This window comes from Streptomyces sp. NPDC002853 (genome assembly GCF_053591915.1).
Genome location: NZ_JBSFUS010000010.1, coordinates 183,158 through 206,609, shown reverse-complemented (window position 1 = coordinate 206,609; position 23,452 = coordinate 183,158). Strand labels below are relative to the sequence as shown.

The window sequence follows — 23,452 nt, the reverse complement described above, 5'->3', positions numbered from 1 at the left end:
TGCTGATTCCTACTTGCCGAACAAGCTCTCCCGGCGCACGCGCCAGCGCTCCATCATGCCGTCGAACTCCTCCTGCATGAACTCGAAGAAGGCGAGGGTCTCGGCCAGGCGCTGTCCCGCGGGGGTGCCGGGGCCGAGGCTGGAGACGCCGTCGCGCAGGGCGGCCTCCCAGCGCTTGAGCACTCCCTCCCGGCTGCCCAGCGCCTCGTACCACTGGGTGCTGTGCACCCGGAAGATGTCCCGGCGCGAGCCGGGCTCGCGCTCCCGGGTCACCATGTGCTGCTGCGTGAGGTAGCGGACCGCGCCCGATACGGCCGCCGGGCTGACCTGGAGCCGTTCGCCGAGCTCCGCCGATGTCAGCGCTCCCGAGTCCGACGCGAGGAGCGCCGCGAAGATCCGGGCGGGCATCCTCGACATCCCCGCCTCGACCAGCTGCGCGGCGAACTGCTCGACGAAGCGGCCGACGAGCTCGGCGTCCCGGTCGCCGTCACGCCCGCCCGGCGGCGGCGCTGACTCCTTGGGCATGTGCTGACCCTCTCCCCTGTGCGATCGTGCGGTCCTCCGAGCCGAGTTTATACGCTTCCTTAACTTCACAAGTTTGTGAAACTAGCGTACGTTCTGAAACATGACGAAGGCAATCACCGTCTCCGGGCTGCACAAGTCGTTCGGCAGGACGCACGCACTGGACGGCCTCGATCTCGACGTCGAGGCCGGCGAGGTGCACGGTTTCCTCGGCCCCAACGGCGCCGGGAAGTCCACGGCCATCCGGGTCCTCCTCGGCCTGCTCCGCGCCGACTCCGGCGCCGCCCAGCTCCTCGGCAAGGACCCGTGGAGCGACGCGGTCGCACTGCACCGGCGCGTGGCGTACGTCCCCGGCGACGTCACGTTGTGGCGCAACCTCTCCGGCGGCGAGGTCATCGACCTGTACGGGAAGCTGCGCGGCGGCCTGGACCGGGCCCGCCGTGCGGACCTCGTCGAGCGGTACGAACTCGACCCCACCAAGAAGGGCCGCACGTACTCCAAGGGCAACCGGCAGAAGGTCGCCCTCGTCGCCGCCTTCGCGTCCGACGTCGACCTGCTGATCCTCGACGAGCCGACCTCCGGGCTCGACCCGCTCATGGAGGAGGTCTTCCAGACGTGCGTCGAGGAGGAACGGGACAGGGGCCGCACCATCCTCCTGTCCTCGCACATCCTCAGCGAGGTGGAGACGCTCTGCGACCGCGTCAGCATCATCAGGAAGGGGCGGACCGTCGAGTCCGGCTCGCTCGCCGACCTTCGCCATCTGACGCGGACCAGCGTCACCGCCGAGCTCGCGGGGCCGCCCAACGGGCTCGCGCGGCTGCCCGGCGTGCACGATGTCGACGTGACCGGACAGGGTGACGCGGGCGGGCATCGCGTCAAGCTCCAGGTCGACACCGACAAACTGGACGCCGTGCTGCGTTCGCTCACCGAGTCCGGGGTCCGCTCGCTCCTGTCCACGCCGCCGACGCTGGAGGAGCTCTTCCTGCGCCACTACCAGGACGACACGGGGGCGGTCGCGCGATGACCGCCGTCACCGGAGCTTCGGGGTTCGCTCCCCGCACCGCTCCCCGTACCTACCGTCAACTCGCGGGCACCGGAGCCCTGTTGAGGCTCGCGCTGCGCCGTGACCGCGTCATGATGCCCGTCTGGATCATCGTCGTCGCCGGCCTGGTCCTCGCGATGCCGGGCTCCCTGGAGAAGACGTACGCCACCGCCGCCGAGCGGGCCGACGCCATGCGGTCCATGAACGGCAACTCCTCGATGCGGGCGCTGTACTCACCGGTGTTCGGGGATTCCGTCGGCGCGCTGTCCGCCTGGCGCATCGGGGTCTACGCCGCGATCCTCGCCGCCGTGATGAGCCTGATCATCGTCGTACGGCACACCCGCGAGGAGGAGGAGACCGGCCGCCAGGAGATGCTCTCCGCCGCGATGGTGGGGCGGCGTGCGCCGTTGAGCGCCGCGCTGCTCGCCGCGTTCGTGGCGAACGCCGCCGTGGGGCTGCTCGTCGCGGGCGGGATGGCCGGGCAGGGCTCGGCCGGGGCCCTCGCGCTCGGGCTCGGCGTCGCGGGCACCGGCATGCTCTTCGCCACCATGGCGGCCATCGTCGCCCAGCTCACGGAGAGCGCGCGGCTCGCCAAGGGGCTGACGTCCGGGGTCCTTGGGGCGGCTTACGTACTGAAGGCCGCCGGTGACGCCGGGAGCGAGCGCGGGGAGTCCGTGCTGACCTGGCTCTCGCCCCTCGGCTGGACGCAGAACGTGCGCGCCTACGCCGGTGAGCGGTGGTGGGTGCTCCTCCTGACCGCCGCCGCGATCGTGGCGCAGGGCGCTGTCGCGTACGGCCTGGCGGGGCGGCGCGACGTCGGCATGAGCTTCCTTCCGACCCGGCCGGGGCCCGCGAAGGGCGGCATCGGCACGGCGGGCGGGCTCGCGTGGCGGTTGCAGCGGGGCAGCGTGCTCGGCTGGACGCTCGGGTACCTGCTCGCCGGTGTCGTCTTCGGCGGGATGGTCGAGGGGGCGGCGGACATCATCGGCGACAACCGGAACACCCGGGACGTCATCGAGCGGATGGGCGGCCAGTCCGGCCTCACGGACGCCTTCCTCGCCACGATGGTCGGCCTGCTCGGAATGGTCGCCTCGCTGTACGTCGTCGCCTGCGTCCTGCGGCTGCACGGCGAGGAGACCTCGCAGCGGGCGGAGCCGGTCCTCGCGGGTGCGGTGGGGCGGCTGCGGTGGGCCTGCGGCCACCTGGTGATCGGCTTCGGCGGTGCGGTACTGCTGATGCTGGTGGGCGGGTTCGGGCTCTTCCTCGGATACGGGAAGGACCTCGGGCCGATCCTGGGGGCGTGCCTGGTGCAGGTGGCGGCGGTCTGGGCGCTGGGGGGACTCGCCGTGCTGCTCGTGGGGGCGTTTCCCCGGGCCGCGGCGGGTGCGTGGGGGGCGGCGGGGGTGTGCCTGGCGATCGGCTGGATCGGCCCCGCTCTCGACCTTCCGCAGGTGGCGCTGGACGTGTCCCCCTTCGGTCACCTTCCGAAGGTGCCGGGCTCCGCGATGGCCTGGGGCCCGGTGGGTGTTCTCCTCGCCCTGGCCGCGGTTCTGGTGGCCGCGGGGCTGGCCGGCCTGCGCCGCAGAGACCTGACGACGTGACCCCGGGGAGGCCCTCCGGTCACCCCGTGTAGTACCTGCGACGGACCCCCGAGGACCCCTCCCTGGCGGGACGACCCCCTGACTCCGTCCCCGTACCTTCGTAAGCGTGACTGATGCGACCAAGACCGCCACCAGCGGCACCCGCAGCCCGGAGTTCCGCATGGCCGCGGGGGCGCTCGGGGGACTCCGGCAGGACCTCTTCCGGGACGCCTTCGCCTACCGCCCGCTGCACGCGATGCGCACGGACGGCCCGCTGACCCGGCGCCTGCCCGCCCGCATACGCCCGTACGCGGGCTGGGCCCCGCACGCGGCGGCCGCCGCGGCCGCCTTCTTCACCACCGTGCTCGCGTACGCCGTCGACCCCATCGGCCTCGACTACGTGATCAGCGGCCTCATCCCGGCCGCCGCCGTCCTCATGACCCTGCTCAGGCCCATCGGCGCCTGGTGGCTCCTGATCGCCGTCACGCCCTTCGCCGGCGTCCTCGGCGGCCCCTGGGGCGACTATCCGTGGCCCCCGAGCCTCTTCTTCGCGCACCTCACCGTGATGACGGTGATCACCCTGCGGACCCGCCCCCGCACCGCCGCGTGGATGTGGATCGGCACGGCGCTCTACGGCACCGCCGCCGAGGTCTTCCTCAGCCGCGGGTACGGATCGAACACCCCGGAGATGCTCTTCTTCTCCGCGCTCGCCCTCCTCGCCGCCTCTCTCGTGCACATCCGCCGCGAGGCCAAGCGCGAGGTCAGCGTCCAGCGGACCGTCACCGAGATGGAGCGCGGCAGGCGCACGCTCCTCGAGGAGCGGACGACCATCGCGCGCGAACTGCACGACGTGGTCGCGCACCACATGTCCGTGGTCGCCATCCAGGCGGAGGCCGCCCCCTACCGCGTCGAGAACCCGCCCCCGGAGCTGGAGCAGGCGTTCGTCACGATCCGCGAGAACGCCGTGGCCGCCCTGACGGAACTGCGCCGCGTCCTCGGTGTCGTACGCGCGGAGGACTACGAGGCGCCGGACGCCCCGCAGCCCACGCTGGCCGACCTCGACCGGCTCATCGCGAACGTCCGCGAGACGGGCCTCGACGTCGAGAAGGCCGTCACCGGAGCCGTCCGCGAGCTCCCACAGGGCGTCGAGCTCTCCGCGTACCGCATCGTCCAGGAGGCGCTGAGCAACACCCTGCGCCACGCGCCCGGCGCCACCGCCCGCGTCGAGGTCGGCTATGTGCTCGGCGGCCTCGGCCTGCGCATCGTCAACGGGCCCGCGACCGGCCTGGTCAAGCCGTCGCCCGGGGCGGGCCACGGCCTGACCGGCATGCGCGAGCGTGTCACGATGCTGGACGGCGCGATGACGACCGCCGAGACAGCCGACGGAGGCTACGAGGTCACCGTCTTCCTGCCGGTCGCGTCCGCGCCGGAACCCACCGGAGGCCAGGAATGACGATCCGCGTACTGATCGCCGACGACCAGATGATGGTCCGCGAGGGCTTCTCGGTCCTGCTCAACGCTATGCCGGACTTCGAGGTCGTGGGCGAGGCCGTCAACGGCCGCGAGGCGGTCGACCGCGTCCGCGAGCTCAACCCGGACGTCGTCCTGATGGACATCCGCATGCCCGAACTGAACGGCATCGAGGCCACCCGCGAGATCGTCGCGGCCGACGTCACGTCGAAGGTCCTCGTCCTCACCACGTTCGACCTCGACGAGTACGTCTACCAGGCGTTGCGGGCGGGTGCCTCCGGTTTCCTGCTCAAGGACGCCTCGGCCCGCCAACTGGCGGACGGGGTACGGGTGGTGGCCGCGGGCGAGGCCCTGCTCGCGCCCTCCGTGACGCGCCGCCTCATCACGGAGTTCTCCAAGCTGGGCGAGACGCCGCGCCTCTCGGCGACGGTGCAGGCACAGCAGTACGGCGAACTCACCGAGCGCGAGACGGAGGTGCTCGTCCTCATCGCCCAGGGCCTGTCCAACGGCGAGATCGCCTCGCGTCTCGTCGTCGCCGAGTCCACCATCAAGACCCACGTGAGCCGCATCCTGGTGAAACTGGGCCTGCGGGACCGTACGCAGGCCGCGGTCTTCGCGTACGAGGCAAGGCTGGTCACACCGGGCTGAGCGCCACTACCGTCCCTTCATGGACGCGCCCGAGCACCCCTTCGCCCCCTGGGCCCCGGAGTTCATCGCCGACCCGTACCCCGCCTACGCGCAGCTGCGGGCCGCCGGGCGCGCGCACTACTTCGCGCCGACCGATCAGTGGCTGATCCCGCACCACGCCGACGTGTCCGCGCTGCTGCGGGACCGGCGGCTCGGGCGCACCTATCTGCACCGCTTCACGCACGAGGAGTTCGGGCGGCAGGCCCCGCCGCCCGAGCACGAGCCGTTCCACGTCCTGAACGACAACGGCATGCTCGACCTGGAGGCCCCGACCCACACCCGCATCCGGCGCCTGGTGTCGAAGGCGTTCACGCCTCGCACGGTCGAGCAACTCGCGCCCTATGTACGGGGGTTGGCCGACCAGCTCGTACGGGAGCTGGTGGACGACGGGGGCGGGGACCTCGCCGCCCGCGTCGCCGAGCCGCTGCCCGTCGCAGTGATCGCGCAGATGCTGGGCATCCCGGAGGGCGACCGGGCCCAGCTGCGGCCCTGGTCGGCCGACATCTGCGGTATGTACGAGCTGAACCCGTCCGAGGAGACCGCGGGCCGCGCGGTCAGGGCCTCGCTCGAATTCTCCGCGTACCTGCGCGAACTCATCGCCGCGCGCCGCGAGAAGCCGGGCGACGACCTGATCTCGGGGCTCATCGCCGCACACGACGAAGGGGAGTCCCTCAGCGAGCAGGAGATGATCTCCACCTGCGTGCTGCTGCTCAACGCCGGGCACGAGGCAACCGTCAACGCCACCGTGAACGGCTGGTACGCGCTCTTCCGCAACCCCGCCCAACTGGCCGCCCTGCGCGCGGACCCCGGGCGCCTGATCCCCACCGCCGTCGAGGAGCTGATGCGGTACGACACCCCGCTGCAGCTCTTCGAGCGGTGGGTCCTGGACGACATCGAGGTCGGCGGCACGGTGATCCCGCGCGGCAGCGAGGTCGCCCTGCTCTTCGGCTCCGCGAACCACGACCCCGCGGTGTTCGCCGCCCCCGCCGCACTGGACCTGGCCCGCGCCGACAACCCGCACATCTCCTTCAGCGCGGGCATCCACTACTGCATCGGCGCACCCCTGGCCCGGATCGAACTCGCCGCGTCGCTCGAAGCGTTGCTGCGCCGGGCGCCCGGCCTGCGACTCACCACGGAGCCCGAGCGCAGGCCGGGCTTCGTGATCCGGGGGCTGCGGGAGCTGCTCGTGGAGGTCTGAGCCCTTCCGGGCCTCAGAACGCCAGCTGCGCGATCTCCTCCGCCACCACCGCGCACGCGTCGGCCGCCGGGTCGATCAGCGGGAAGTGCCCGACCTCTTCGAGAAGCGTCACCCCGACGACCTCGCCCGCCTTCGCCGCCGCGTCGGCGTACGCCTCGGCGACGGCCTGCGGCACGACGATGTCGGTGCGCCCCTGGACGACGGTCGTGGCGATGCCGGTCGGCAACAGGGCCGCCGGGTCGGCGTGCGGCAGCCGCTCCTCGAACTTCAGGGCGCCGCCCAGCAGTTGCAGGGACGCGTCCGAGCAGACGCCGAGCTCCTGCGCCGCCCGCAGGTCGGCGATGGGCGCGAGGGCCACGACACCGCGGAAGGGGGCCGGACGGCCGATGCGCCACGGGGAACCCTCGGGCAGGACATGGCGGGCGGCGGCCCACAGGGCGAGATGCCCGCCCGCGGAGTGGCCGGTGACGACCGTGCGACGCGTGTCGGCCACCGGCAGATGCTCCCGTACGAGAGCCGGCAGCGCGTCGAAGGCGGCGGCCACGTCGTCGAAGGTCTCGGGCCAGCGCCCCGCGACGGGCCCCTCACCCTGGGCGGGGATCGCACTGCCGCGGCGGTACTCGACATTGGCCACGGCGAAACCGCGCCGGGCGAGGAAGTCCGCGAAGGGCGTGAGGTGCAGGCGGTCGTACGGAGCACGCCAGGCGCCGCCGTGCAGCACGACGACCAGCGGGGCCGGGGCGTCGCCGCCGGTCCGGGGTTCGTAGAAGTCGATCACCTGGTCGGCGTGTTCGCCATACGCGGCGGTGGTGTCGGGCGTCACCGCTGGGTGCGAGAAGGCGGCGTCGGCCTCGGCGGCATCGCGGGCCACGGCGGCGTCGTCCGGCATGCGAGGGCCTCTCTGCGGGGTTGGGTGCCAGGAGCTGGGGCGGGGTGTCCGATTGATCTTCCCAGCGGGGTGTACGTGCGATCTTCCCCTACCCCGCCCCTGCCCGGTACCGGCTGCCGCCGTCAGCTCACGGAGTCGTCGAGCGTCGTCGCGAGCACCCGCGCAGCCCGCTCCACGTCGGCGAAGCCGACGTACAGCGGCGTGAAGCCGAACCGCAGCACGTCCGGTGCCCGGAAGTCACCGACCACTCCCTGCTCGACGAGGCGCCGCATCACGTCACCCGCGAAGGGGGTGCCTCCCTGCTCGAACGAAGTCGAGAGCTCGGGGGGGCACCGCAGGGCGACCTGGCTGCCCCGCTCGGCGTGCGCCGCCGGGGTGAGCACCTCGACCCGCCCCTCGGGGACATAGGCCCGCACGCACTCGACGAAGAAGTCCGTCAGGGCGAGGGACTTGGCCCGCACCGCCTCGATGGAGACGCCGTCCCAGACGTCGAGCGCCGCGTCGAGCGCCAGCATCGACAGGATGTCCGGCGTACCGACCCGCCCCCGCAGGGCACCGTCCGCCGCCTCGAACTCCGGCCGCATCCCGAAGGGCTCGGCGTGCGAGTTCCAGCCGGGCAGCGGGGAGTCGAAGCGGGACTGCAGATCCGCCCGTACGTAGAGGTAGGCCGGTGAGCCCGGACCCCCGTTCAGGTACTTGTACGTGCACCCGACGGCGAGGTCCACGCCGTGCGCGTCGAGCCCGACGGGCAGCGCACCCGCGGTGTGGCACAGGTCCCAGACCACGAGCGCGCCCGCGTCGTGCACGGCCGCCGTCAGGCCGGGCAGATCGTGCAGCCGTCCCGTGCGGTAGTCGGCGTGGTTGAGCAGGACCACGGCCGTGCGCGGCCCGAGGACGCCGTGCACCTCGCCCGGGGCGACCGGCAGCAACCGGCAGCCCGTCATCCGCGCCGCGGACTCGGCTATGTACCCGTCCGTGGGGAAGGTCGTCGCGTCGACGACGATCTCGTCCCGCCCCTCGTCCGCTTCACGGACCATGCGGACGGCGGCCACCAGCGCCTTGAAGACGTTCACGCTCGTGGAGTCGCCGACGACGATCTGGCCGGGGGCGGCGCCCACGAGCGGAGCTATGCGGTCACCGACGCGCTCGGGGGCCGTCCACCAGCCGCTCTCGTCCCAGGAGCGGATGCGGAGCTGCCCCCACTGGCGGGAGATGACATCGGCGACCCGCTCCTGGACGTTCGCCGGCAGGGCGCCCAGCGAGTTCCCGTCCAGGTAGACGGTGTCGTCCAGGACGAACTCCGCCCGCTTGGGGGCGAGTTCGTCGTCGCCGTCCCGCTTCGCCGCCTGCGCCTTGAGGTCGGCCTCAGACATGGCTCCTCGCAGTCCACAGCTCGGGGAACACGTTCTTCTGCGCGCGCTTCTCCAGCCAGGCCACGCCGGCCGAGCCGCCCGTGCCCGTCTTGGAGCCCATCGCGCGCCGGGTCGCCACCAGGTGGTCGTTGCGCCAGCGCCACACCAGCTCGGCGACGTCCGTCAACACCTCGCCCAGGCGGGCGAGTTCGTCGTGCTCGTCACCCGCGTAGAGGTCGGTCCACACCTTCTCGACCTCGGGCGACGGCTCGTACTTCTTCGTCAGGTCGCGCTGCAGCACGGCCGCCGGGACGGCGTGGCCGCGGCGGGCAAGCAGGGCGAGGACCTCGTCGTACAGGCTCGGCTCCTGGAGCGCCTTCTCCAGCTCCGCGTGGACGCGCGGCGCGCCCCGGTGCGGCACCAGCATGGACGCGGACTTGTCGCCGAGCAGGAACTCCATGCGGCGGTACATCGCGGACTGGAATCCGGATCCCTCGCCGAGCGCACCACGGTAGGAGTTGAACTGCGCGGGGGTCAGCTGGGCGAGCGGGCGCCAGGAGGCGTTCAGCGCCTCCAGCTCGCGCAGGCTGCGCTTGAGGGCGGCCACGGCGGTGGGGATCTCGTCGCGGCGCAGGGCATGCGACGCGGTCTCCCACTCGTGCACGATGACCGTGAACCACAGCTCCATGACCTGGGTGGTGACCAGGAAGACCATCTCTCCGGGGTCTTCCGAGCGCAGGTGCTGGAGGTGCGTGAGGACGTCCGCCTGGACGTAGTCCTCGTACGGGGTGGTTCCTGCGAAGTCGAGGTTCGGGGTGTCCACGTCTTGGGACATCGCGATCTCCTTGATACGTACTCCGGGTAGCGGTCCGCCCCTGCCGTTACCGACACGGGGGCCCCGGTCCCCACCGGCATCCTCCGCAACATCCCACGAAACGGCAAGACCTGCCTGGTCACAGCGGCGTCCAGGCAGGTCACGCACGTGCGGGGGCTAGCCCAGGGTGTCCGCCGCCGTCTCGGAGGAGTCCCGCAGGAAGCCGGCGCAGCGCTCGTACTCCTCCTGCTCGCCGATCGACTGCGCGGCGCGGGCGAGGCCGTGCAGGGCCCGCAGGAAGCCGCGGTTCGGCTCGTGCTCCCACGGCACCGGGCCGTGGCCCTTCCAGCCGCTGCGGCGCAGCGAGTCGAGGCCGCGGTGGTAGCCGGTGCGGGCGTACGCGTACGACTCGACGACGCTGCCCCGCTCGAACGCCTCGTCGGCGAGCTGCGCCCAGGCGAGTGAGGAGGTGGGGTACTTCGCCGCGACGTCCGCGGGCGCGGCCCCGTTCGCGAGCAGCTCGCGCGGCTCCGGGTCGTCGGGCAGGTGGGTCGGGGGCGGTCCCCCGAGCAGATCCTTGTGAATGGCCATGGGTTCAAGTCTGCGGCATGGCGACACGCGAAGGGCCCGGTACCCCGTCCTGGAACGGGGTACCGGGCCCTCCGGCGCGAAAAGTGGTGCCTACTTCAGCTTCGTGCCCGTGGAGCGCAGGTTCGCGCACGCCTCGGTGACGCGCGTGGCCATGCCCGCCTCGGCGGCCTTGCCCCAGGTGCGGGGGTCGTACGTCTTCTTCGAGCCGACCTCGCCGTCGACCTTCAGGACGCCGTCGTAGTTCTTGAACATGTGGTCCGCGACGGGACGCGTGAAGGCGTACTGCGTGTCCGTGTCGAGGTTCATCTTCACGACGCCGTTCTCCAGGGCGGTCGCGATCTCCTCGGCGGTGGAGCCGGAGCCGCCGTGGAAGACGAAGTCGAACGGCTGCGAGCCCGCGGCCTTTCCGTGCTTGGCGGCGACGCCCTCCTGGAGGTCCTTGAGGAGCTCGGGGCGCAGGACGACGTTGCCCGGCTTGTAGACGCCGTGGACGTTGCCGAAGGACGCGGCCAGGAGGTAGCGGCCCTTGTCGCCCAGGCCGAGGGCCTCGGCCGTACGCAGCGCGTCGTCGACGGTGGTGTAGAGCTCGTCGTTGATCTCGTGCGTGACACCGTCCTCCTCGCCACCGGTCGGGGTGATCTCCACCTCGAGGATGATCTTCGCGGCGGCGGCCTTCGCGAGCAGCTCCTGGCCGATGGCCAGGTTGTCGGCGAGGGTCTCGGCGGAGCCGTCCCACATGTGCGACTGGAAGAGCGGGTTACGGCCGGCCTTGACGCGCTCCGCGGAGACGTCGATCAGCGGACGGACGTAGGTGTCCAGCTTGTCCTTGGGGCAGTGGTCGGTGTGCAGCGCGACGGTGATGTCGTACTTCGCGGCGACGATGTGCGCGAACTCGGCGAGGGCCACGGCGCCCGTCACCATGTCCTTGTTGTGCTGGCCGCCCAGGAACTCCGCACCACCGGTGGAGATCTGGATGATGCCGTCGCTCTCGGCCTCCGCGAAGCCGCGCAGTGCGGCGTGCAGCGTCTGCGAGGAGGTCACGTTGATGGCCGGGTAGGCGAACTTGCCTGCCTTCGCCCGGTCCAGCATCTCGGCGTAGACCTCGGGGGTTGCGATGGGCATGTGTCCGCTCCTTGTGATGTGCGGGTGTGTGCTTGGCCCTGACCTAAGGGGGCGACGTCATCGTCGCCCCCATCTTTCCAGATGTGCCGGGCGGCTCCGGCCGGAAGCGGATCCTCAGTCGCTGAGGCCGAGGTCGTCCTTGGAGAACGCGAAGAGATACGGCACCCCGGCGCCCTCGGTGATCTTCTCGCCGGCCCCGGTGGCGCGGTCCACGATGGTCGCGACGCCCACGACCTCGGCACCCGCCTCGCGCACGGCCTCGACGGCGGTGAGCGGCGAACCACCGGTGGTGGAGGTGTCCTCGACGACGAGAACGCGGCGCCCCTTGATGTCCGGGCCCTCGACGCGGCGCTGCATGCCGTGCGCCTTCGCGGCCTTGCGCACGACGAAGGCGTCGAGGCGCTTGCCGCGCGCGGCCGAGGCGTGCAGCATCGCGCCCGCGACGGGGTCGGCGCCCATGGTGAGGCCGCCCACGGCGTCGAAGTCCAGGTCGGCGGTGAGGTCGAGCAGGACCTGGCCGACCAGGGGGGCGGCCTCGCCGTCGAGGGTGATGCGGCGCAGGTCGATGTAGTAATCGGCTTCGAGACCCGAGGAGAGGGTCACCTTGCCGTGCACCACGGCCTTGTCCTTGATCTGCTGCAGCAGGGCGCCACGTACGTCGTCAGTCATGCCTGTCAGCTTAAAGCCGCGTCCGGCAGCTCAGAGCCGCGTCCAGGTCCAGGTCGTCGACGCCTCGAGGGGCTCGATGGGGGTGACGAGGCGGGGCAGGGTGTTGAGCCCGTTCGGCGGGCCGGTCTGCGGCTCCACGCACACCGCGGCCTCCTGCTCGTCGTACACCACGACCCACTGCTCGCGGCTCCTCACCGTGAGTGCGAGGCGCTCGGGCCAGGTCAGGGTGACGTCGACGCCGTCGGGCATCCCGAAGCAGTCGTCCCAGGGGCCGGGGGCGGGGGCGACGCGGTTGCCGGTGGGGAGGTGGTCGTCGCCGCGCTCCTCCTGCCAGGCGGCGCTGAAGTTCACCTGCACGTTCTCGCCCCCCAGGCTGCGGTTGAACCACGGGTGCCAGCCCACCTGGGCGGGGAAGGAGTCGCCGTACGTCTCGATGCCGAGCGTGAGGGTGAGGGAGTCCTCGGTGAGGGCGACGATCTGCGTGACGCGGCCTTCGTAGGGCCAGGGGTCGGCGAGGTCGTACGTGAACGCGGCCTCGCTCCTGCCGGCGCGGGCGGTGCGCCATGCGGCGTCCCTCGCGAAGCCGTGGATGGCGTGGGGCGGGGAGTTGAGGGGCACCTGGTGGGTCGTGCCGCCGTTGCGGAACCGGCCCTCGCGGATGCGGCCGACCCAGGGGGCCATGGGGAAGCAGCCGTAGCGGGCGCCTTGCCTCAGCAGTTCCGTCCCGTCGACCTTGAGGCTCCCGACCCGGCAGCCGTTCCCCGCCTGCACGGTAACTTCCGCGTCACCCGCGGTCAGTGTCACGTCTTTGTCGCTACTCACGGGGTCGACCCTACGGGCCCGGTCACCGCCTGCGACGCAAAGCCCGCCCCACCACGATGGCCGAGGCCACCACCACCGCGGCCGCGGGCGCCGCCCAGCGCAGGGTGGCGGAGGAGGACAGCGACTCGGCCGCCGGGGCGGGGGCGTACCGCCCCCGGGGCGGCGCGTGGTCGACCTCCTCCGCACTGCGCCCGATCATGGTCCGCCGAGCGTGCGCCGCCTCCGCGGGCGGCACCAGGATCTCCTCGACGTCGTCCTCCTCGTCGAACGACGACGGCGGCACCTCCGTCTCGAAGACGGTGGCCGCCTCGACGGGCTCCACCACGACCGGCTCGGGCGTCGCGGGCTCAGGATCGGGCTCGGCCTGCGTCTCGGCCTGCGTCTCGGGCTTCGTCTCGGCCGCCCGGCCGAGTCCCTCCGCGAACCGTTCCAAGAGGCGTCGCGCCGCCCCCTCCACAGCCTGTGGAGAACTTTCGGTGACGCGCCCCTCCCCCGCACCCGTGCCGGAGAAGACCACCTGCGTCGCGGCGCCGTCATCGGCGGGATCCAGCCGCACCGTCAGCGAGAGCTTCACGGTGCCGCCGCCCCGCACCTCCACGCCCTCGCCCTCGATCGCGAAGGAACCGTCGCCGCGCGGAGCGATCCGCGCCGCGCCCCGGTACGTGATCGTGTGCCCGCCGACCCGCACCTTGAGACGGCCGGAGAGCGGCGACGCGGACTCGTCGGCGTCGCGCTGCAGTCCGGGCACCGCCCCAGCGACCTGCTCGGGATCGCTCAGCACCTGCTGAAGACGGTCGACGGTAAGCGGAACGAACACCTCATGCTCCATGGCAGTCGAGCCTACCCACGTGGCTGACACCATGTACGTCAGTTCGTCAGTTCGCGTACCGCGGGTGCACCAGTGTGGAGGGGGCCAGGCCCCGCATCCGCGTCCGTTCGGCTGACTCCACGCTCACCCGCAGCAGCGCCGCAGTGCCGGGCGGTTCGAGGGCCGGGCGGGACCTGGCCGCCAGCACGAAGCCCCAGTCGCGGGGCGCGGACGCACCGTCCTGCTCCCTCTCGGGGCCCGCCGCGAACCCGGAGACCCTGCCGTCCACGCGATACGGCGCGGTGCGAAGACCGGCCGCCCGCAGCGTGGCCTCCACCGTCCAGAACACGCGGGGCCGGTCGGCCATCGGCCCCGCGTGCACGGCGAGGCGCCCGCCGTCGGCCAGGGCCCGCCACGCCAGGCCGTAGAACTCCTGGGAGTAGAACTTGGCGCTCGCGGTGATGCCGGGGTCGGGCAGATCGGAGATCACCACGTCGTACGTACGCGGGGGCGAGCGCAGCCAGTGGAACGCGTCGGCGTGCACCACCCGCACCCGGGGGTCGCTGTACACGTGTTCGTTCAGCTCGCTCAGCGCCGGATCCCTGCGCGCCAACCGCACGACCCCCGGATCGAGTTCGACGACGTCCACCCGCCGCACCCCGGGATGCCGCAGCACCTCGCGCGCCGCGAGGCCGTCGCCGCCGCCGAGGACCAGCACGCGCGCGTGGCGTCCGGTCATCGCGGGGCCGACGAGCGCCCGGTGGTAGCGGTGCTCGTCACGGCCGCTGACCCGCAGGCGCCCGTCGAGGTAGAGATCCAGAGAATCGTGCCTGCCACCGGTGAGGACGACTTCCTGGACGCCGGTCTGCACGGCGACCCGGACGTCCTTGCCGTAGACCGCCCGGCGGGCCGCCGCCTCGAAGTCGCCGACGAGGACGGCGGCGGAGGCGAGCAGCCCGAGCACCGTGACGTTCGCGACGACGAGGACCCAGCGGCCGCGCACGCTCAGGTCGCGACGGAACAGGCCGAACACGAGCGCGCCGCCCGCGATCACGTTGACCGCGCCGGTGATCAGCGCGCCGGTCAACTGGCCGAGCAGGGGGAGCATGAGGAAGGGGAAGGCGAGCCCGCCCACCAGCGCGCCCACGTAGTCCGCGGCGAAGAGGTCGGACACGGCGCCGCTGGGGTCCTGCCGTCTGATCCGCTGCATGAGCACCATGAGCAGCGGCACTTCGGCGCCGATGAGCAGGCCGATGGCGAGCGAGAAGGCGACCAGCAGATACCGCGAGCCGCCCGCCCAGACCTCGCCCTGATCGCCGGTCCAGGCGAACGCCGCGTACAACGCCATCGCGCTCAGTCCGCCGACCAGCGCGAGCGCCGCCTCGACCAGGCCGAACCCGGCCGCGGCCCGGCACCGCAGGCGCTTGGCGAGCAGCGAGCCGATGCCCATGGCGAAGACCATCACCGAGAGGACCACCGACGCCTGGGTGACGGAGTCACCGATCAAGTACGAGGCGAGGGCGACGAGTTCGAGTTCGTACACCAGACCGCAGGCCGCGCAGATGAAGACGCCCACCAGGACGAAGAACCGTCCCGTCCTGGGCGTCACCGGTAAATCCGTTGACGGCTCGATCATCCTGGGAACGCTACGTCACCGGACTCGCACACCTGGTCACCCACAAGGGTGCAACTCGGCGCCCGAGGTGTATATGGGGCGCGACCGTCAGAGCACTGCCGGAACGCGCACACCCACGCGGGTGCGGGTCGCCACGAGTTGCCCGTCCTGCGGGTAGGCGTGCCAGGTGCGCCATTGCACCGCGCCTTCGTGCCGTTGCGCCAGCATGGCCGTGAACGCGTGCGGACTGCCGGGGAAGACTCCGGCGAGGCCGTGCGGGTGCTCGGCCACCAGGGCCAGTAATTCCTGTGCGCGGCCCGCGAACTGGCCGCGCGAGAGGGTCTCGACGCGCGCCGCGAATTCGTACTCCCACTCGCCGAGGCGCTTGGAGACACCGAGCGGAAGCGGCGTACTGCTGCCGGGGATACAGGCGACGGTCTCGGAACAGGTGCCCTGTTCCTCTTCGAGGAGCACCTGGTGCGAGGCCCCGAGGAGTCTCAGCTCCATTCTCGCGTCGCCAAGCTCCAGTTCGAGCGTGGCGAGTGCGGGCAGCGGCTCGCGCCCAAGGGTCCAGGCGAGGTCCGCGGCGCACGTGTCGGTATAGACAGTCTTCAGGGTCGTGAGCATGGGTCGGCTCCGCTAACACGCAATGGAGGGGGTGCCGGCGCACCCGGTCGGAGAACGGGTGGTCGGAATGCCGGCTCGTGCCCACGAGAACGTTCCTGATGTCCAAGTCGTCCGTTCGAGGGCGGTGCTGACGGTTAAGAGGGAATCATGGACTGCTGCCCTGCCACAGCGCTTTTACCCAACTTCGGAGGGTTTCCACCCCCGCGGGGGCTGCACAGTTCAACTGTTCAATGCGTCAACGACGAAGTGCCCGGCAGGAGTTGCCTCCCACCGGGCACTTCAACAGATGGACGGACCAGCTGCCCCGTGTCAGCTGCCTCCGCCACCGCCACAACCGCCGCCGCCGCCGCACGAAGAGCTGCTGCCGCAGGACGAACCACCACCACAGGAGCTACCGCCGTGGTGTCCCCCGCTGTCACCGCCGCCGGCCCACCAACTGCCACCGGAACCCGTCGCACCGGCCGCGCCGGAGTGCGAGCCGCTCCCCCGGCCGGCGTACACCGCGAGTGCGACGACCAGACCCACCGCGACCAAGACGAAGACCAAGACCATGACCTCCACGCCCCTTTCCGTTCCCCCGTAGCAGGCCCCCCGTGGGTCCGCCTTCTCTCACTTGTTCTTGCGTGAAAGGGAGATGCCCTCGCGTTACCCGGCCCAAAGCAGAGTTGAGCAACTCCAGAGGTTCGGCGCAGGATGGCGGGCATGACCTCCACATCCGGGAGCGGGCGCCCGTTGCTCAATCGCCGCCTCGCCGAGTTCGGTACGACGATCTTCGCCGAGATGTCCGCGCTGGCGGTGAAAACGGGGGCCATCAACCTCGGCCAGGGCTTCCCCGACACGGACGGGCCCGAGGAGATCCGCGAGGCCGCGGTCCGTGCCCTGCGCGACGGCCGCGGCAACCAGTACCCGCCGGGACCCGGTGTCCCCGAGCTCCGCGGGGCGATCGTCGCGCACCAGCAGCGCAGGTACGGCCTCGCGTACGACCCCGACCGCGAGGTCCTTGTCACGGCGGGCGCCACCGAGGCGATCGCCGCGTCCCTGCTCGCCCTGGTCGAGCCCGGCGACGAGGTCATCGCCCTGGAGCCGTACTACGACTCGTACGCCGCGTCGATCGCCCTGGCCGGCGGCAAGCGGGTCCCCGTGACCCTGCGCCCGGACGCGGCGGCGGGACGCTTCCGCCTCGACCTGGACGAGCTGCGGGACGCGATCACGCCCCACACGCGGCTGCTGCTCCTGAACACCCCGCACAACCCGACCGGCACGGTCCTGACCCGCACGGAGCTCGCCGAGATCGCGCGGCTCGCGGTCGAGCGTGACCTGCTCGTGGTCACCGACGAGGTGTACGAGCACCTGGTCTTCGACGACGGCGAGGGCACGGAGCACATCCCCCTCGCCTCCTTCCCCGGCATGCGCGAGCGCACGGTCACGATCGGCTCGGCCGGCAAGACGTTCTCGTACACCGGCTGGAAGGTCGGCTGGATCACCTCGTCGCCGGAGCTCGTGACGGCGGTCCGCTCGGCGAAGCAGTTCCTCACCTACGTGTCGGCGGGCCCGTTCCAGTACGCCATCGCGGAGGCCCTTGCCCTGCCCGACTCGTACTTCACGTCCTTCGCCGAAGGCATGCGCGCCAAGCGGGACCTGCTGAGCGAGGGCCTGACGGCCGCGGGCTTCGACGTCTACCGCCCGGCCGGCACGTACTTCGTCACGACCGACATCCGGGGCCTGGGGGAGTCCGACGGTTTCGCCTTCTGCCGGGCCCTGCCCGAGCGCGTCGGCGTGGTCGCCATCCCGAACGCGGTCTTCTACGACCACCGGGAGGCGGGGGCGCCGTTCGTGCGCTTCGCGTTCTGCAAGAAGGACGAGGTCCTCGCCGAGGCGGTCTCCCGGCTCAAGTCGCTGTAGCCCCAGCAGACCGGTCATGACCGGGACGACGAGAGCCCGGCCGGGGTGTCCCGGCCGGGCTCTCGTCCTGGCGTGACCAGCCGCGTCGGCTAGGCCTCGTCGTCGGGCTTGGTCTCACCCTCGGTGCCGTCGACCTCGGCCTCGAGGCCGAGCTGCTCGACCAGCCAGCGGTCGAACTCGATCGCGGCGCGCACCCAGCTGACCGTGGACGACACGAAGTGCTCGAGCGCGACGCCCGTGCCGATCAGCATCTGCGCCTCACCGATGAGGCGGACGGTGCCGTCGTCGTGGGTGTGCGTGTAGACCTTCGGCCACAGGGTGCGGCGGTTCCAGTCGTCGATCGCCTCGAGGATCTGGGCCTTCTCCTCGATGCCGTGCGCGCGGTCGTAGAACGTCCGCACCGAGAAGACCTGCTGGTCGTCCTCGCCACGGAACATGAAGTACGTGCGGAACTCCTCCCACGGCGCCGCGAGGTCTCCCTCTTCGTCGACGACGTGCTTGAGCTCCATCTGGTCCAGGAGCTGCTTGACCAGGTCCTGGTCGGGGACAACGGGGCCCGCCGGTCCATCGCCCTGCTGCGGTTCGGGCTGTCCCCCGAAATTCGGAATCGAGGACGGGTCGATGCTCACGTGCTTAGTCCCTTCGTACGGATTCCGCCATCCTGCCCCATGTCGGGCGGGGGCCCGCAACCCCCGCCCCGGATGTGACCGGGTTATGCCGTCTCGGCCGTCGCCGGACCGACGATCAGACCGTCCCCGAAGGTGTCCACGCGGACCGTGTCCCCGTCCTTCACCTCGCCCGAGAGGATCTCCTTGGCGAGCCGGTCACCGATGGACGTCTGGATGAGACGCCGCAGCGGCCGCGCGCCGTACGCCGGGTCGTTGCCCTCGTCCGCAAGCCAGGCCAGCGCCTCCGGCGAGACCTCGAGGGTGAGCCGCCGCTCCGCGAGCCGGGCCGCGAGGCGGTCGATCTGCAGCCGGGCGATGTGCGCCAGCTCGTCCTTGCCGAGCGCGGTGAAGACGACGAGGTCGTCAAGCCGGTTCAGGAACTCCGGCTTGAAAGAGGCGCGTACGACTTCGAGTACCTGCTGCTTCTTCTCCTCCTCGGAGGTCAGCGGCTCGACCAGATACTGGCTGCCGAGGTTGGACGTCAGGACGAGGATGGTGTTGCGGAAGTCCACCGTCCGCCCCTGCCCGTCGGTGAGCCGTCCGTCGTCGAGGACCTGGAGCAGGACGTCGAAGACCTCCGGGTGCGCCTTCTCGACCTCGTCGAGCAGCACGACGCTGTACGGGCGCCGCCGTACCGCCTCGGTGAGCTGGCCGCCCTCCTCGTAGCCGACGTACCCGGGAGGGGCGCCGACCAGCCTGGCCACGCTGTGCTTCTCGCCGTACTCGCTCATGTCGATGCGGACCATGGCGCGCTCGTCGTCGAAGAGGAAGTCCGCGAGGGCCTTCGCCAGCTCGGTCTTGCCGACGCCGGTCGGGCCGAGGAAGAGGAAGGAGCCGGTGGGGCGGTCGGGGTCGGCGATCCCGGCCCGGGTGCGGCGCACGGCGTCGGACACCGCGCGCACGGCCTCGGTCTGGCCGATGAGCCGCTTGCCGAGCTCGTCCTCCATGCGGAGCAGTTTCTGCGTCTCGCCCTCGAGGAGCCGGCCGGCCGGGATGCCCGTCCAGGCGCCGACGACGTCGGCGATGTCGTCGGGGCCGACCTCGTCCTTGACCATCGTGTCCTTGGAGACCTCCTCCTCGGCCTCGGAGGCGACCTCCAGGTCGTGTTCGAGGGTGGGGATCTCGCCGTAGAGCAGCTTGCTCGCGGTGTCGAAGTCGCCGTCGCGCTGGGCGCGTTCGGCCTGGCCGCGCAGCTCGTCGAGCTTCTCCTTCAGCTCACCGACGCGGTTGAGGGACTGCTTCTCCTTGTCCCAGCGCGCGTTGAGCCCGCGCAGCTCCTCCTCCTTGTCGGCGAGGTCGCGCCGCAGCCTTTCGAGGCGCTCCTTGCTCGCCGGGTCGGTCTCCTTGCTGAGCGCGAGCTCCTCCATCTTCAACCGGTCGACGGACCGCTGGAGTTCGTCGATCTCGAGAGGGGAGGAGTCGATCTCCATGCGCAGCCGGGACGCGGCCTCGTCGACGAGGTCGATGGCCTTGTCGGGGAGGAAGCGCGAGGTGATGTACCGGTCGGAGAGCGCGGCGGCCGCCACGAGGGCGCTGTCGGCGATCTGGACCTTGTGATGGGCCTCGTACCGTCCCTTGAGCCCACGGAGGATGGCGATCGAGTCCTCGACGGTCGGCTCGTCGACCAGGACCTGCTGGAAGCGGCGCTCCAGGGCGGGGTCCTTCTCGATCCGCTCGCGGTACTCGTCGAGGGTGGTGGCGCCGACCATCCGCAGCTCGCCGCGGGCGAGCATCGGCTTGAGCATGTTGCCGGCGTCCATGGCGGAGTCCCCGCCGGCTCCGGCACCCACGACGGTGTGCAGCTCGTCGATGAAGGTGATGATCTGCCCGTCGCTCTCCTTGATCTCGGAGAGGACGGTCTTGAGCCGCTCCTCGAACTCGCCGCGGTACTTCGCGCCCGCGACCATGGCGCCCAGGTCGAGGGAGACGAGGCGCTTGTTCTTCAGCGACTCGGGCACGTCGCCCTTGACGATGCGCTGCGCGAGCCCTTCGACGACGGCGGTCTTGCCGACGCCGGGTTCGCCGATGAGGACGGGGTTGTTCTTGGTGCGCCGGGACAGCACCTGCACCACACGCCGGATCTCCTGATCCCGCCCGATGACGGGGTCGAGCTTGCCTTCCCTGGCGGCGGCGGTGAAGTCGGTGCCGAACTTCTCCAGGGCCTTGTACTGACCCTCCGGGTCCGGTGTGGTCACCCGACGTCCTCCCCTTGCCTTCTCGAACGCGTCGAGCAGTTTCTTGGCGGTGGCCCCGTGCTTGCCCAGGACCTCGGCGGCGGAGCCGCCCTTGGCGGCGATGCCGATCAGCAGGTGTTCGGTGGAGAGGTACTCATCGCCCAGCTCCTTCGCCCGCTGAGAGGCGTCGGCGATGACCGCGAGCAGGTCGCGGTTGGGCTGCGGCGGCGCGACGGTCGATCCCGTGACGCTGGGCAGAGCGCTCAGTGCCCGCTCGGCGTCGGCGCGGACGGCGGCCTGGTCGGCCTCGACCGCGGCGAGCAGGTCGGTGATGTTCTCGTTGTCCTGCCCCTCGAGCAGCGCGAGCAGCAGATGCGCGGGGGTCAGGTCGGGATGCCCGTCCTTCACGGCCAGGCTGCTGGCCGCGTTGATCGCGTCCCGGCTCCTGTTGGTCAGCTCGGCGTCCACGGGTGTCGTCTCCTCCTTGCGATCCGATCCGTATGGTCCGGCGGGTCTCCCGTCCCACCTGACTTAAACAGCGTACATAAAGTTGAGTCTATTCCACTCAAGTGAGGTACGGGGCGGTCGAGCGGCTAAGTTCCACGTCCATGGCCATGGATCCACACCACCCCACCCCCGCCTACCTCAGCTTCTGGCGTGAACGGCACCTGTGCACGCTGACGACGCCGCGCCGCGACGGCACGCCGCATGTCGTGCCGGTCGGCGTGACGTACGACCCGGAGGCGGGTGTGGCCCGCGTGCTCGCGAGCAGGTCGAGCGCGAAGGTGCGCAACATTCTGGCGGCCGGGGAGACGGGGGCGCGGGTGGCGGTCTGCCAGGTGGACGGGCGGCGCTGGGCGACGCTGGAGGGGTACGCGCGCGTGCGCACGGAGGCGGCGGAGATCGCGGAGGGCGAGCGCCGCTACGAGGAGCGGTACGGGCGGCCGCCGAGGCCGAATCCGCACCGCGCGCTGATCGAGATCACGCTGACGCGGGCGATGGGCCAAAAGGCACTGCTCGCCCCCTGACCGCACCCGCACGCCCACCCGCGCCCCCACCCGCGCCCCTGAAGCGCCCCGCACACACCACAGCGGCGCCACCGTGTTCAGGTCCACGGTGGCGCCGCTGCTGGGGGAAGCACCTGCGCGATGTACAACGACGGGGGATCGCGTCAGGCGCTGCGGGGGGTGGCTGTGATGGCTCTTGTAGTGGTGGAACTCTGCTGGTCCTGCTGCTGCCGGCCGCCGGGCTGCCCCGGCTCACCGACCAGCTGGTGATCACGCCGGTCAAGATTGACGAAGACCATCCCGTACCGGATGGCGCACCGCACGGGCTGGGGGGCTCCACGCGGCTTGCGGAGGCACCGGTAGGCCCGGATCTCCTCCTCGTCGTCCCGGGTGACGACCACCGGCTCACCGAGGAGCGTGACCATCAACGAGTCGCCGGCGTGGGGTATCGCGGTGGCGAGATCGATGAAGTGCCAGCCGGATCGGTAGGCGGTGGCCATTTCTCGGCGGAAGGTGCGGTCGTCGGGAGGGGTGCTCATGACGCGACGCCCTTCCCTCCGATGGTCCAGCCTGTGTCCGTTTCGGCAGCAGCCTGCACCCGGGTCCAACCCGTGTCCGATATGGGGGCCGCCTCCACGCTGGTCCAGCCGGTGTCCGGTGGAGCCGCCTGTCGGTCATCCCCCACGCCGTGGCTCGAGCCACCCAGAGCACCGAGGGCCAGGGCGGCAGAGAAGACAGTGGCAAGCACTGAGCCAAGCATTCTCACGCGCATAGTCGGCTTCGTCCTCACTTGATGGATTCCTCTCCCCCGGCCAACATGACGATGGCTCATTCAGGCATGTCAATGCCACAGGAGCGATGCATCATGTTCCTGCACGTTCAGGACCCTGGGGGGTGGAGATATGGCTGCAAATGATTCAAAACCGACACATCCCCATGCTGTCACTGAGCTGTGCGACGAGGGGGCGCGGCTTTACGCCAGCGCGTTGCGTTCCGGACGCATCACCCGCATCGAGGTCGAACCCGCTCCTTGCCTGGTGGAATTCGGTCTGCTTCACCCCGACCCGGATGACGCGAACTGGCTCCGTGCCGTTCCGCCGTCCGTCGCGTTGGCCCAGCGCCTGCACCCGCTGGAACGGGAGATCCAGGACCGCCGACGACTCGCCATCGAACTGACGGATTCGTTCGACCCGTTCGTCGCCATCAGCACCCAGAGTCCGGCGAGCATCCACGCGATCACCGTGCTCGAGGGATTCGACCGAATCAACGCGGCGCTGAATTCCGCGACGGCCGAGTGCCGCACCACCGTACTGACGATCCAGCCCGGCGGCGGCCGCCCGGTGGACGCCCTGACGCAGGCCCTGGAGCGCGACAGGCCGCTCACGGACCGCGGAGTCAGCATCCGCACGCTGTACCAGCACACCGCCCGACACAGCCAGGGAACGCTCGCCTACGTGGACCGCATATCCGGCGGCAAGGTCCAGGTCCGCACCCTCGAAGAACTCATTGAACGCCTGATAATTTTCGACGGGACCGTCGCCTTCATCCCGGCGAGCGACGACCGCCGGGTAGCCCTTGAGCTGCGTCATCCCGGCTTGGTCGACTACCTCTGCAAGGTGTTCGAGCAACTCTGGCAGCGCGCTGTCCCGCTGACGGAGGAAGTCCCCTACGACATCGCCTCCGACGGCATCACCGGCGTGCAGCGCACCATCGCCAAGCTCCTCATCGAGGGTCACGTGGATGAGGCGATCGCCCGCCGGCTCGGCATGAACGTGCGCACCTGCCGCGCCCACATCGCTAAGATCGCTGCCGCTCTGGGCAGCGGCAGCCGCGCTCAACTCGGCTATTTGATCGCCCAGTCAGGAATCCTCGACAAGGGCCACTGATCTCGGC

General features: G+C 71.0%; 22 protein-coding genes. 8 read left to right on the top strand and 14 right to left on the bottom strand.

Annotated features, from left to right (window positions below):
* Window positions 1–9: 9 nt before the first annotated feature.
* Window positions 10–525, bottom strand: a complete 516-nt coding sequence (locus ACWD02_RS27860; protein ID WP_451215154.1) for a GbsR/MarR family transcriptional regulator — start codon at window positions 523–525, stop codon at window positions 10–12.
* Between the two features lie 100 nt (window positions 526–625).
* Here ACWD02_RS27860 and ACWD02_RS27855 point away from each other — a divergent pair, with 100 nt between their 5' ends.
* From ACWD02_RS27855 to ACWD02_RS27835, 5 genes are all read left to right on the top strand, one after another.
* Entirely contained in the window at window positions 626–1,546 is a 921-nt protein-coding gene (locus tag ACWD02_RS27855; RefSeq protein WP_451215153.1) for an ATP-binding cassette domain-containing protein, read from the top strand.
* Window positions 1,543–3,165 (top strand): ABC transporter permease, encoded by a 1,623-nt coding sequence (locus tag ACWD02_RS27850; protein ID WP_451215152.1) that lies wholly within the window; start codon window positions 1,543–1,545, stop codon window positions 3,163–3,165. The genes ACWD02_RS27855 and ACWD02_RS27850 overlap by 4 nt, the downstream gene beginning before the upstream one ends.
* A gap of 106 nt (window positions 3,166–3,271) precedes the next feature.
* Window positions 3,272–4,597, top strand: a complete 1,326-nt coding sequence (locus ACWD02_RS27845; protein WP_451215151.1) for a sensor histidine kinase — start codon at window positions 3,272–3,274, stop codon at window positions 4,595–4,597.
* On the top strand, window positions 4,594–5,262 hold the full coding sequence (locus tag ACWD02_RS27840; protein WP_365828995.1) for a response regulator transcription factor: 669 nt from the start codon (window positions 4,594–4,596) through the stop codon (window positions 5,260–5,262). The genes ACWD02_RS27845 and ACWD02_RS27840 overlap by 4 nt, the downstream gene beginning before the upstream one ends.
* 19 nt (window positions 5,263–5,281) lie before the next feature.
* The gene (locus tag ACWD02_RS27835; protein WP_451215150.1) at window positions 5,282–6,499 is read left to right on the top strand and encodes a cytochrome P450; all 1,218 of its coding nucleotides are present in this window, start codon (window positions 5,282–5,284) and stop codon (window positions 6,497–6,499) included.
* A 13-nt stretch (window positions 6,500–6,512) separates the two neighbouring features.
* Here the strand turns inward: ACWD02_RS27835 and ACWD02_RS27830 are convergent, their stop codons facing one another.
* The 10 genes from ACWD02_RS27830 to ACWD02_RS27785 form a co-directional block, all read right to left on the bottom strand.
* Complete coding sequence (locus tag ACWD02_RS27830; protein WP_451215149.1) at window positions 6,513–7,388, bottom strand: alpha/beta hydrolase family protein; 876 nt, start codon at window positions 7,386–7,388, stop codon at window positions 6,513–6,515.
* A gap of 122 nt (window positions 7,389–7,510) precedes the next feature.
* Window positions 7,511–8,761, bottom strand: coding sequence for a kynureninase (kynU, locus tag ACWD02_RS27825; protein ID WP_451215148.1), 1,251 nt, complete (start codon window positions 8,759–8,761; stop codon window positions 7,511–7,513).
* Window positions 8,754–9,575 (bottom strand): tryptophan 2,3-dioxygenase family protein, encoded by an 822-nt coding sequence (locus tag ACWD02_RS27820; protein ID WP_451215147.1) that lies wholly within the window; start codon window positions 9,573–9,575, stop codon window positions 8,754–8,756. Before ACWD02_RS27820 ends, kynU begins: the two co-directional genes overlap by 8 nt.
* A gap of 156 nt (window positions 9,576–9,731) precedes the next feature.
* On the bottom strand, window positions 9,732–10,145 hold the full coding sequence (locus tag ACWD02_RS27815; protein ID WP_451215146.1) for a DUF3151 domain-containing protein: 414 nt from the start codon (window positions 10,143–10,145) through the stop codon (window positions 9,732–9,734).
* 90 nt (window positions 10,146–10,235) lie between these two features.
* Window positions 10,236–11,267: a class II fructose-bisphosphate aldolase gene (gene fbaA, locus ACWD02_RS27810; RefSeq protein WP_451215145.1), complete on the bottom strand. Its 1,032-nt coding sequence runs from the start codon at window positions 11,265–11,267 to the stop codon at window positions 10,236–10,238.
* A 114-nt stretch (window positions 11,268–11,381) separates the two neighbouring features.
* On the bottom strand, window positions 11,382–11,936 hold the full coding sequence (pyrE, locus tag ACWD02_RS27805) for an orotate phosphoribosyltransferase (RefSeq protein WP_451215144.1): 555 nt from the start codon (window positions 11,934–11,936) through the stop codon (window positions 11,382–11,384).
* A gap of 30 nt (window positions 11,937–11,966) precedes the next feature.
* Window positions 11,967–12,758 (bottom strand): aldose epimerase family protein, encoded by a 792-nt coding sequence (locus ACWD02_RS27800; protein ID WP_451215143.1) that lies wholly within the window; start codon window positions 12,756–12,758, stop codon window positions 11,967–11,969.
* Window positions 12,759–12,780: 22 nt separating this feature from the next.
* Complete coding sequence (locus tag ACWD02_RS27795; RefSeq protein ID WP_451215142.1) at window positions 12,781–13,587, bottom strand: SRPBCC family protein; 807 nt, start codon at window positions 13,585–13,587, stop codon at window positions 12,781–12,783.
* A 46-nt stretch (window positions 13,588–13,633) separates the two neighbouring features.
* Entirely contained in the window at window positions 13,634–15,202 is a 1,569-nt protein-coding gene (locus ACWD02_RS27790; protein WP_451215141.1) for a polyamine aminopropyltransferase, read from the bottom strand.
* Between the two features lie 87 nt (window positions 15,203–15,289).
* Window positions 15,290–15,808, bottom strand: coding sequence for a DUF2617 family protein (locus tag ACWD02_RS27785; protein ID WP_451215140.1), 519 nt, complete (start codon window positions 15,806–15,808; stop codon window positions 15,290–15,292).
* A gap of 693 nt (window positions 15,809–16,501) precedes the next feature.
* Here ACWD02_RS27785 and ACWD02_RS27780 point away from each other — a divergent pair.
* Window positions 16,502–17,710 (top strand): pyridoxal phosphate-dependent aminotransferase, encoded by a 1,209-nt coding sequence (locus ACWD02_RS27780; protein WP_451215139.1) that lies wholly within the window; start codon window positions 16,502–16,504, stop codon window positions 17,708–17,710.
* 89 nt (window positions 17,711–17,799) lie between these two features.
* Here the strand turns inward: ACWD02_RS27780 and ACWD02_RS27775 are convergent, their stop codons facing one another.
* Together ACWD02_RS27775 and clpB are read right to left on the bottom strand one after the other, a co-directional pair.
* Window positions 17,800–18,339, bottom strand: coding sequence for a type III secretion system chaperone family protein (locus ACWD02_RS27775; protein WP_365828684.1), 540 nt, complete (start codon window positions 18,337–18,339; stop codon window positions 17,800–17,802).
* Window positions 18,340–18,422: 83 nt separating this feature from the next.
* Window positions 18,423–21,020, bottom strand: coding sequence for an ATP-dependent chaperone ClpB (gene clpB / locus ACWD02_RS27770; RefSeq protein ID WP_451215138.1), 2,598 nt, complete (start codon window positions 21,018–21,020; stop codon window positions 18,423–18,425).
* Window positions 21,021–21,160: 140 nt separating this feature from the next.
* Here clpB and ACWD02_RS27765 point away from each other — a divergent pair, with 140 nt between their 5' ends.
* Entirely contained in the window at window positions 21,161–21,580 is a 420-nt protein-coding gene (locus ACWD02_RS27765) for a pyridoxamine 5'-phosphate oxidase family protein (RefSeq protein ID WP_451215137.1), read from the top strand.
* 143 nt (window positions 21,581–21,723) lie between these two features.
* On the opposite strand, the gene ACWD02_RS27760 is transcribed toward ACWD02_RS27765, so the two are convergent.
* On the bottom strand, window positions 21,724–22,098 hold the full coding sequence (locus tag ACWD02_RS27760) for a hypothetical protein (protein WP_365828690.1): 375 nt from the start codon (window positions 22,096–22,098) through the stop codon (window positions 21,724–21,726).
* Between the two features lie 363 nt (window positions 22,099–22,461).
* Between ACWD02_RS27760 and ACWD02_RS27755 the strand changes: the two genes are divergently transcribed.
* The gene (locus ACWD02_RS27755; protein ID WP_451215136.1) at window positions 22,462–23,445 is read left to right on the top strand and encodes a helix-turn-helix transcriptional regulator; all 984 of its coding nucleotides are present in this window, start codon (window positions 22,462–22,464) and stop codon (window positions 23,443–23,445) included.
* The last annotated feature ends 7 nt before the right edge of the window (window positions 23,446–23,452 follow it).

Excerpts from the sequence above, each read along its gene's own strand:
- ACWD02_RS27790 (WP_451215141.1), bottom strand. The coding sequence starts at position 15,202 with ATGATCGAGCCGTCAACGGATTTACCGGTGACGCCCAGGACGGGACGG.
- ACWD02_RS27840 (WP_365828995.1), top strand. The coding sequence starts at position 4,594 with ATGACGATCCGCGTACTGATCGCCGACGACCAGATGATGGTCCGCGAG.
- ACWD02_RS27795 (WP_451215142.1), bottom strand. The coding sequence starts at position 13,587 with ATGGAGCATGAGGTGTTCGTTCCGCTTACCGTCGACCGTCTTCAGCAG.
- ACWD02_RS27820 (WP_451215147.1), bottom strand. The coding sequence starts at position 9,575 with ATGTCCCAAGACGTGGACACCCCGAACCTCGACTTCGCAGGAACCACC.
- ACWD02_RS27855 (WP_451215153.1), top strand. The coding sequence starts at position 626 with ATGACGAAGGCAATCACCGTCTCCGGGCTGCACAAGTCGTTCGGCAGG.
- ACWD02_RS27860 (WP_451215154.1), bottom strand. The coding sequence starts at position 525 with ATGCCCAAGGAGTCAGCGCCGCCGCCGGGCGGGCGTGACGGCGACCGG.
- ACWD02_RS27850 (WP_451215152.1), top strand. The coding sequence starts at position 1,543 with ATGACCGCCGTCACCGGAGCTTCGGGGTTCGCTCCCCGCACCGCTCCC.
- ACWD02_RS27755 (WP_451215136.1), top strand. The coding sequence starts at position 22,462 with ATGGCTGCAAATGATTCAAAACCGACACATCCCCATGCTGTCACTGAG.
- ACWD02_RS27815 (WP_451215146.1), bottom strand. The coding sequence starts at position 10,145 with ATGGCCATTCACAAGGATCTGCTCGGGGGACCGCCCCCGACCCACCTG.
- ACWD02_RS27785 (WP_451215140.1), bottom strand. The coding sequence starts at position 15,808 with ATGCTCACGACCCTGAAGACTGTCTATACCGACACGTGCGCCGCGGAC.
- kynU (WP_451215148.1), bottom strand. The coding sequence starts at position 8,761 with ATGTCTGAGGCCGACCTCAAGGCGCAGGCGGCGAAGCGGGACGGCGAC.
- ACWD02_RS27765 (WP_451215137.1), top strand. The coding sequence starts at position 21,161 with ATGGCCATGGATCCACACCACCCCACCCCCGCCTACCTCAGCTTCTGG.
- ACWD02_RS27835 (WP_451215150.1), top strand. The coding sequence starts at position 5,282 with ATGGACGCGCCCGAGCACCCCTTCGCCCCCTGGGCCCCGGAGTTCATC.
- ACWD02_RS27760 (WP_365828690.1), bottom strand. The coding sequence starts at position 22,098 with ATGAGCACCCCTCCCGACGACCGCACCTTCCGCCGAGAAATGGCCACC.
- pyrE (WP_451215144.1), bottom strand. The coding sequence starts at position 11,936 with ATGACTGACGACGTACGTGGCGCCCTGCTGCAGCAGATCAAGGACAAG.
- ACWD02_RS27780 (WP_451215139.1), top strand. The coding sequence starts at position 16,502 with ATGGCGGGCATGACCTCCACATCCGGGAGCGGGCGCCCGTTGCTCAAT.
- ACWD02_RS27830 (WP_451215149.1), bottom strand. The coding sequence starts at position 7,388 with ATGCCGGACGACGCCGCCGTGGCCCGCGATGCCGCCGAGGCCGACGCC.
- fbaA (WP_451215145.1), bottom strand. The coding sequence starts at position 11,267 with ATGCCCATCGCAACCCCCGAGGTCTACGCCGAGATGCTGGACCGGGCG.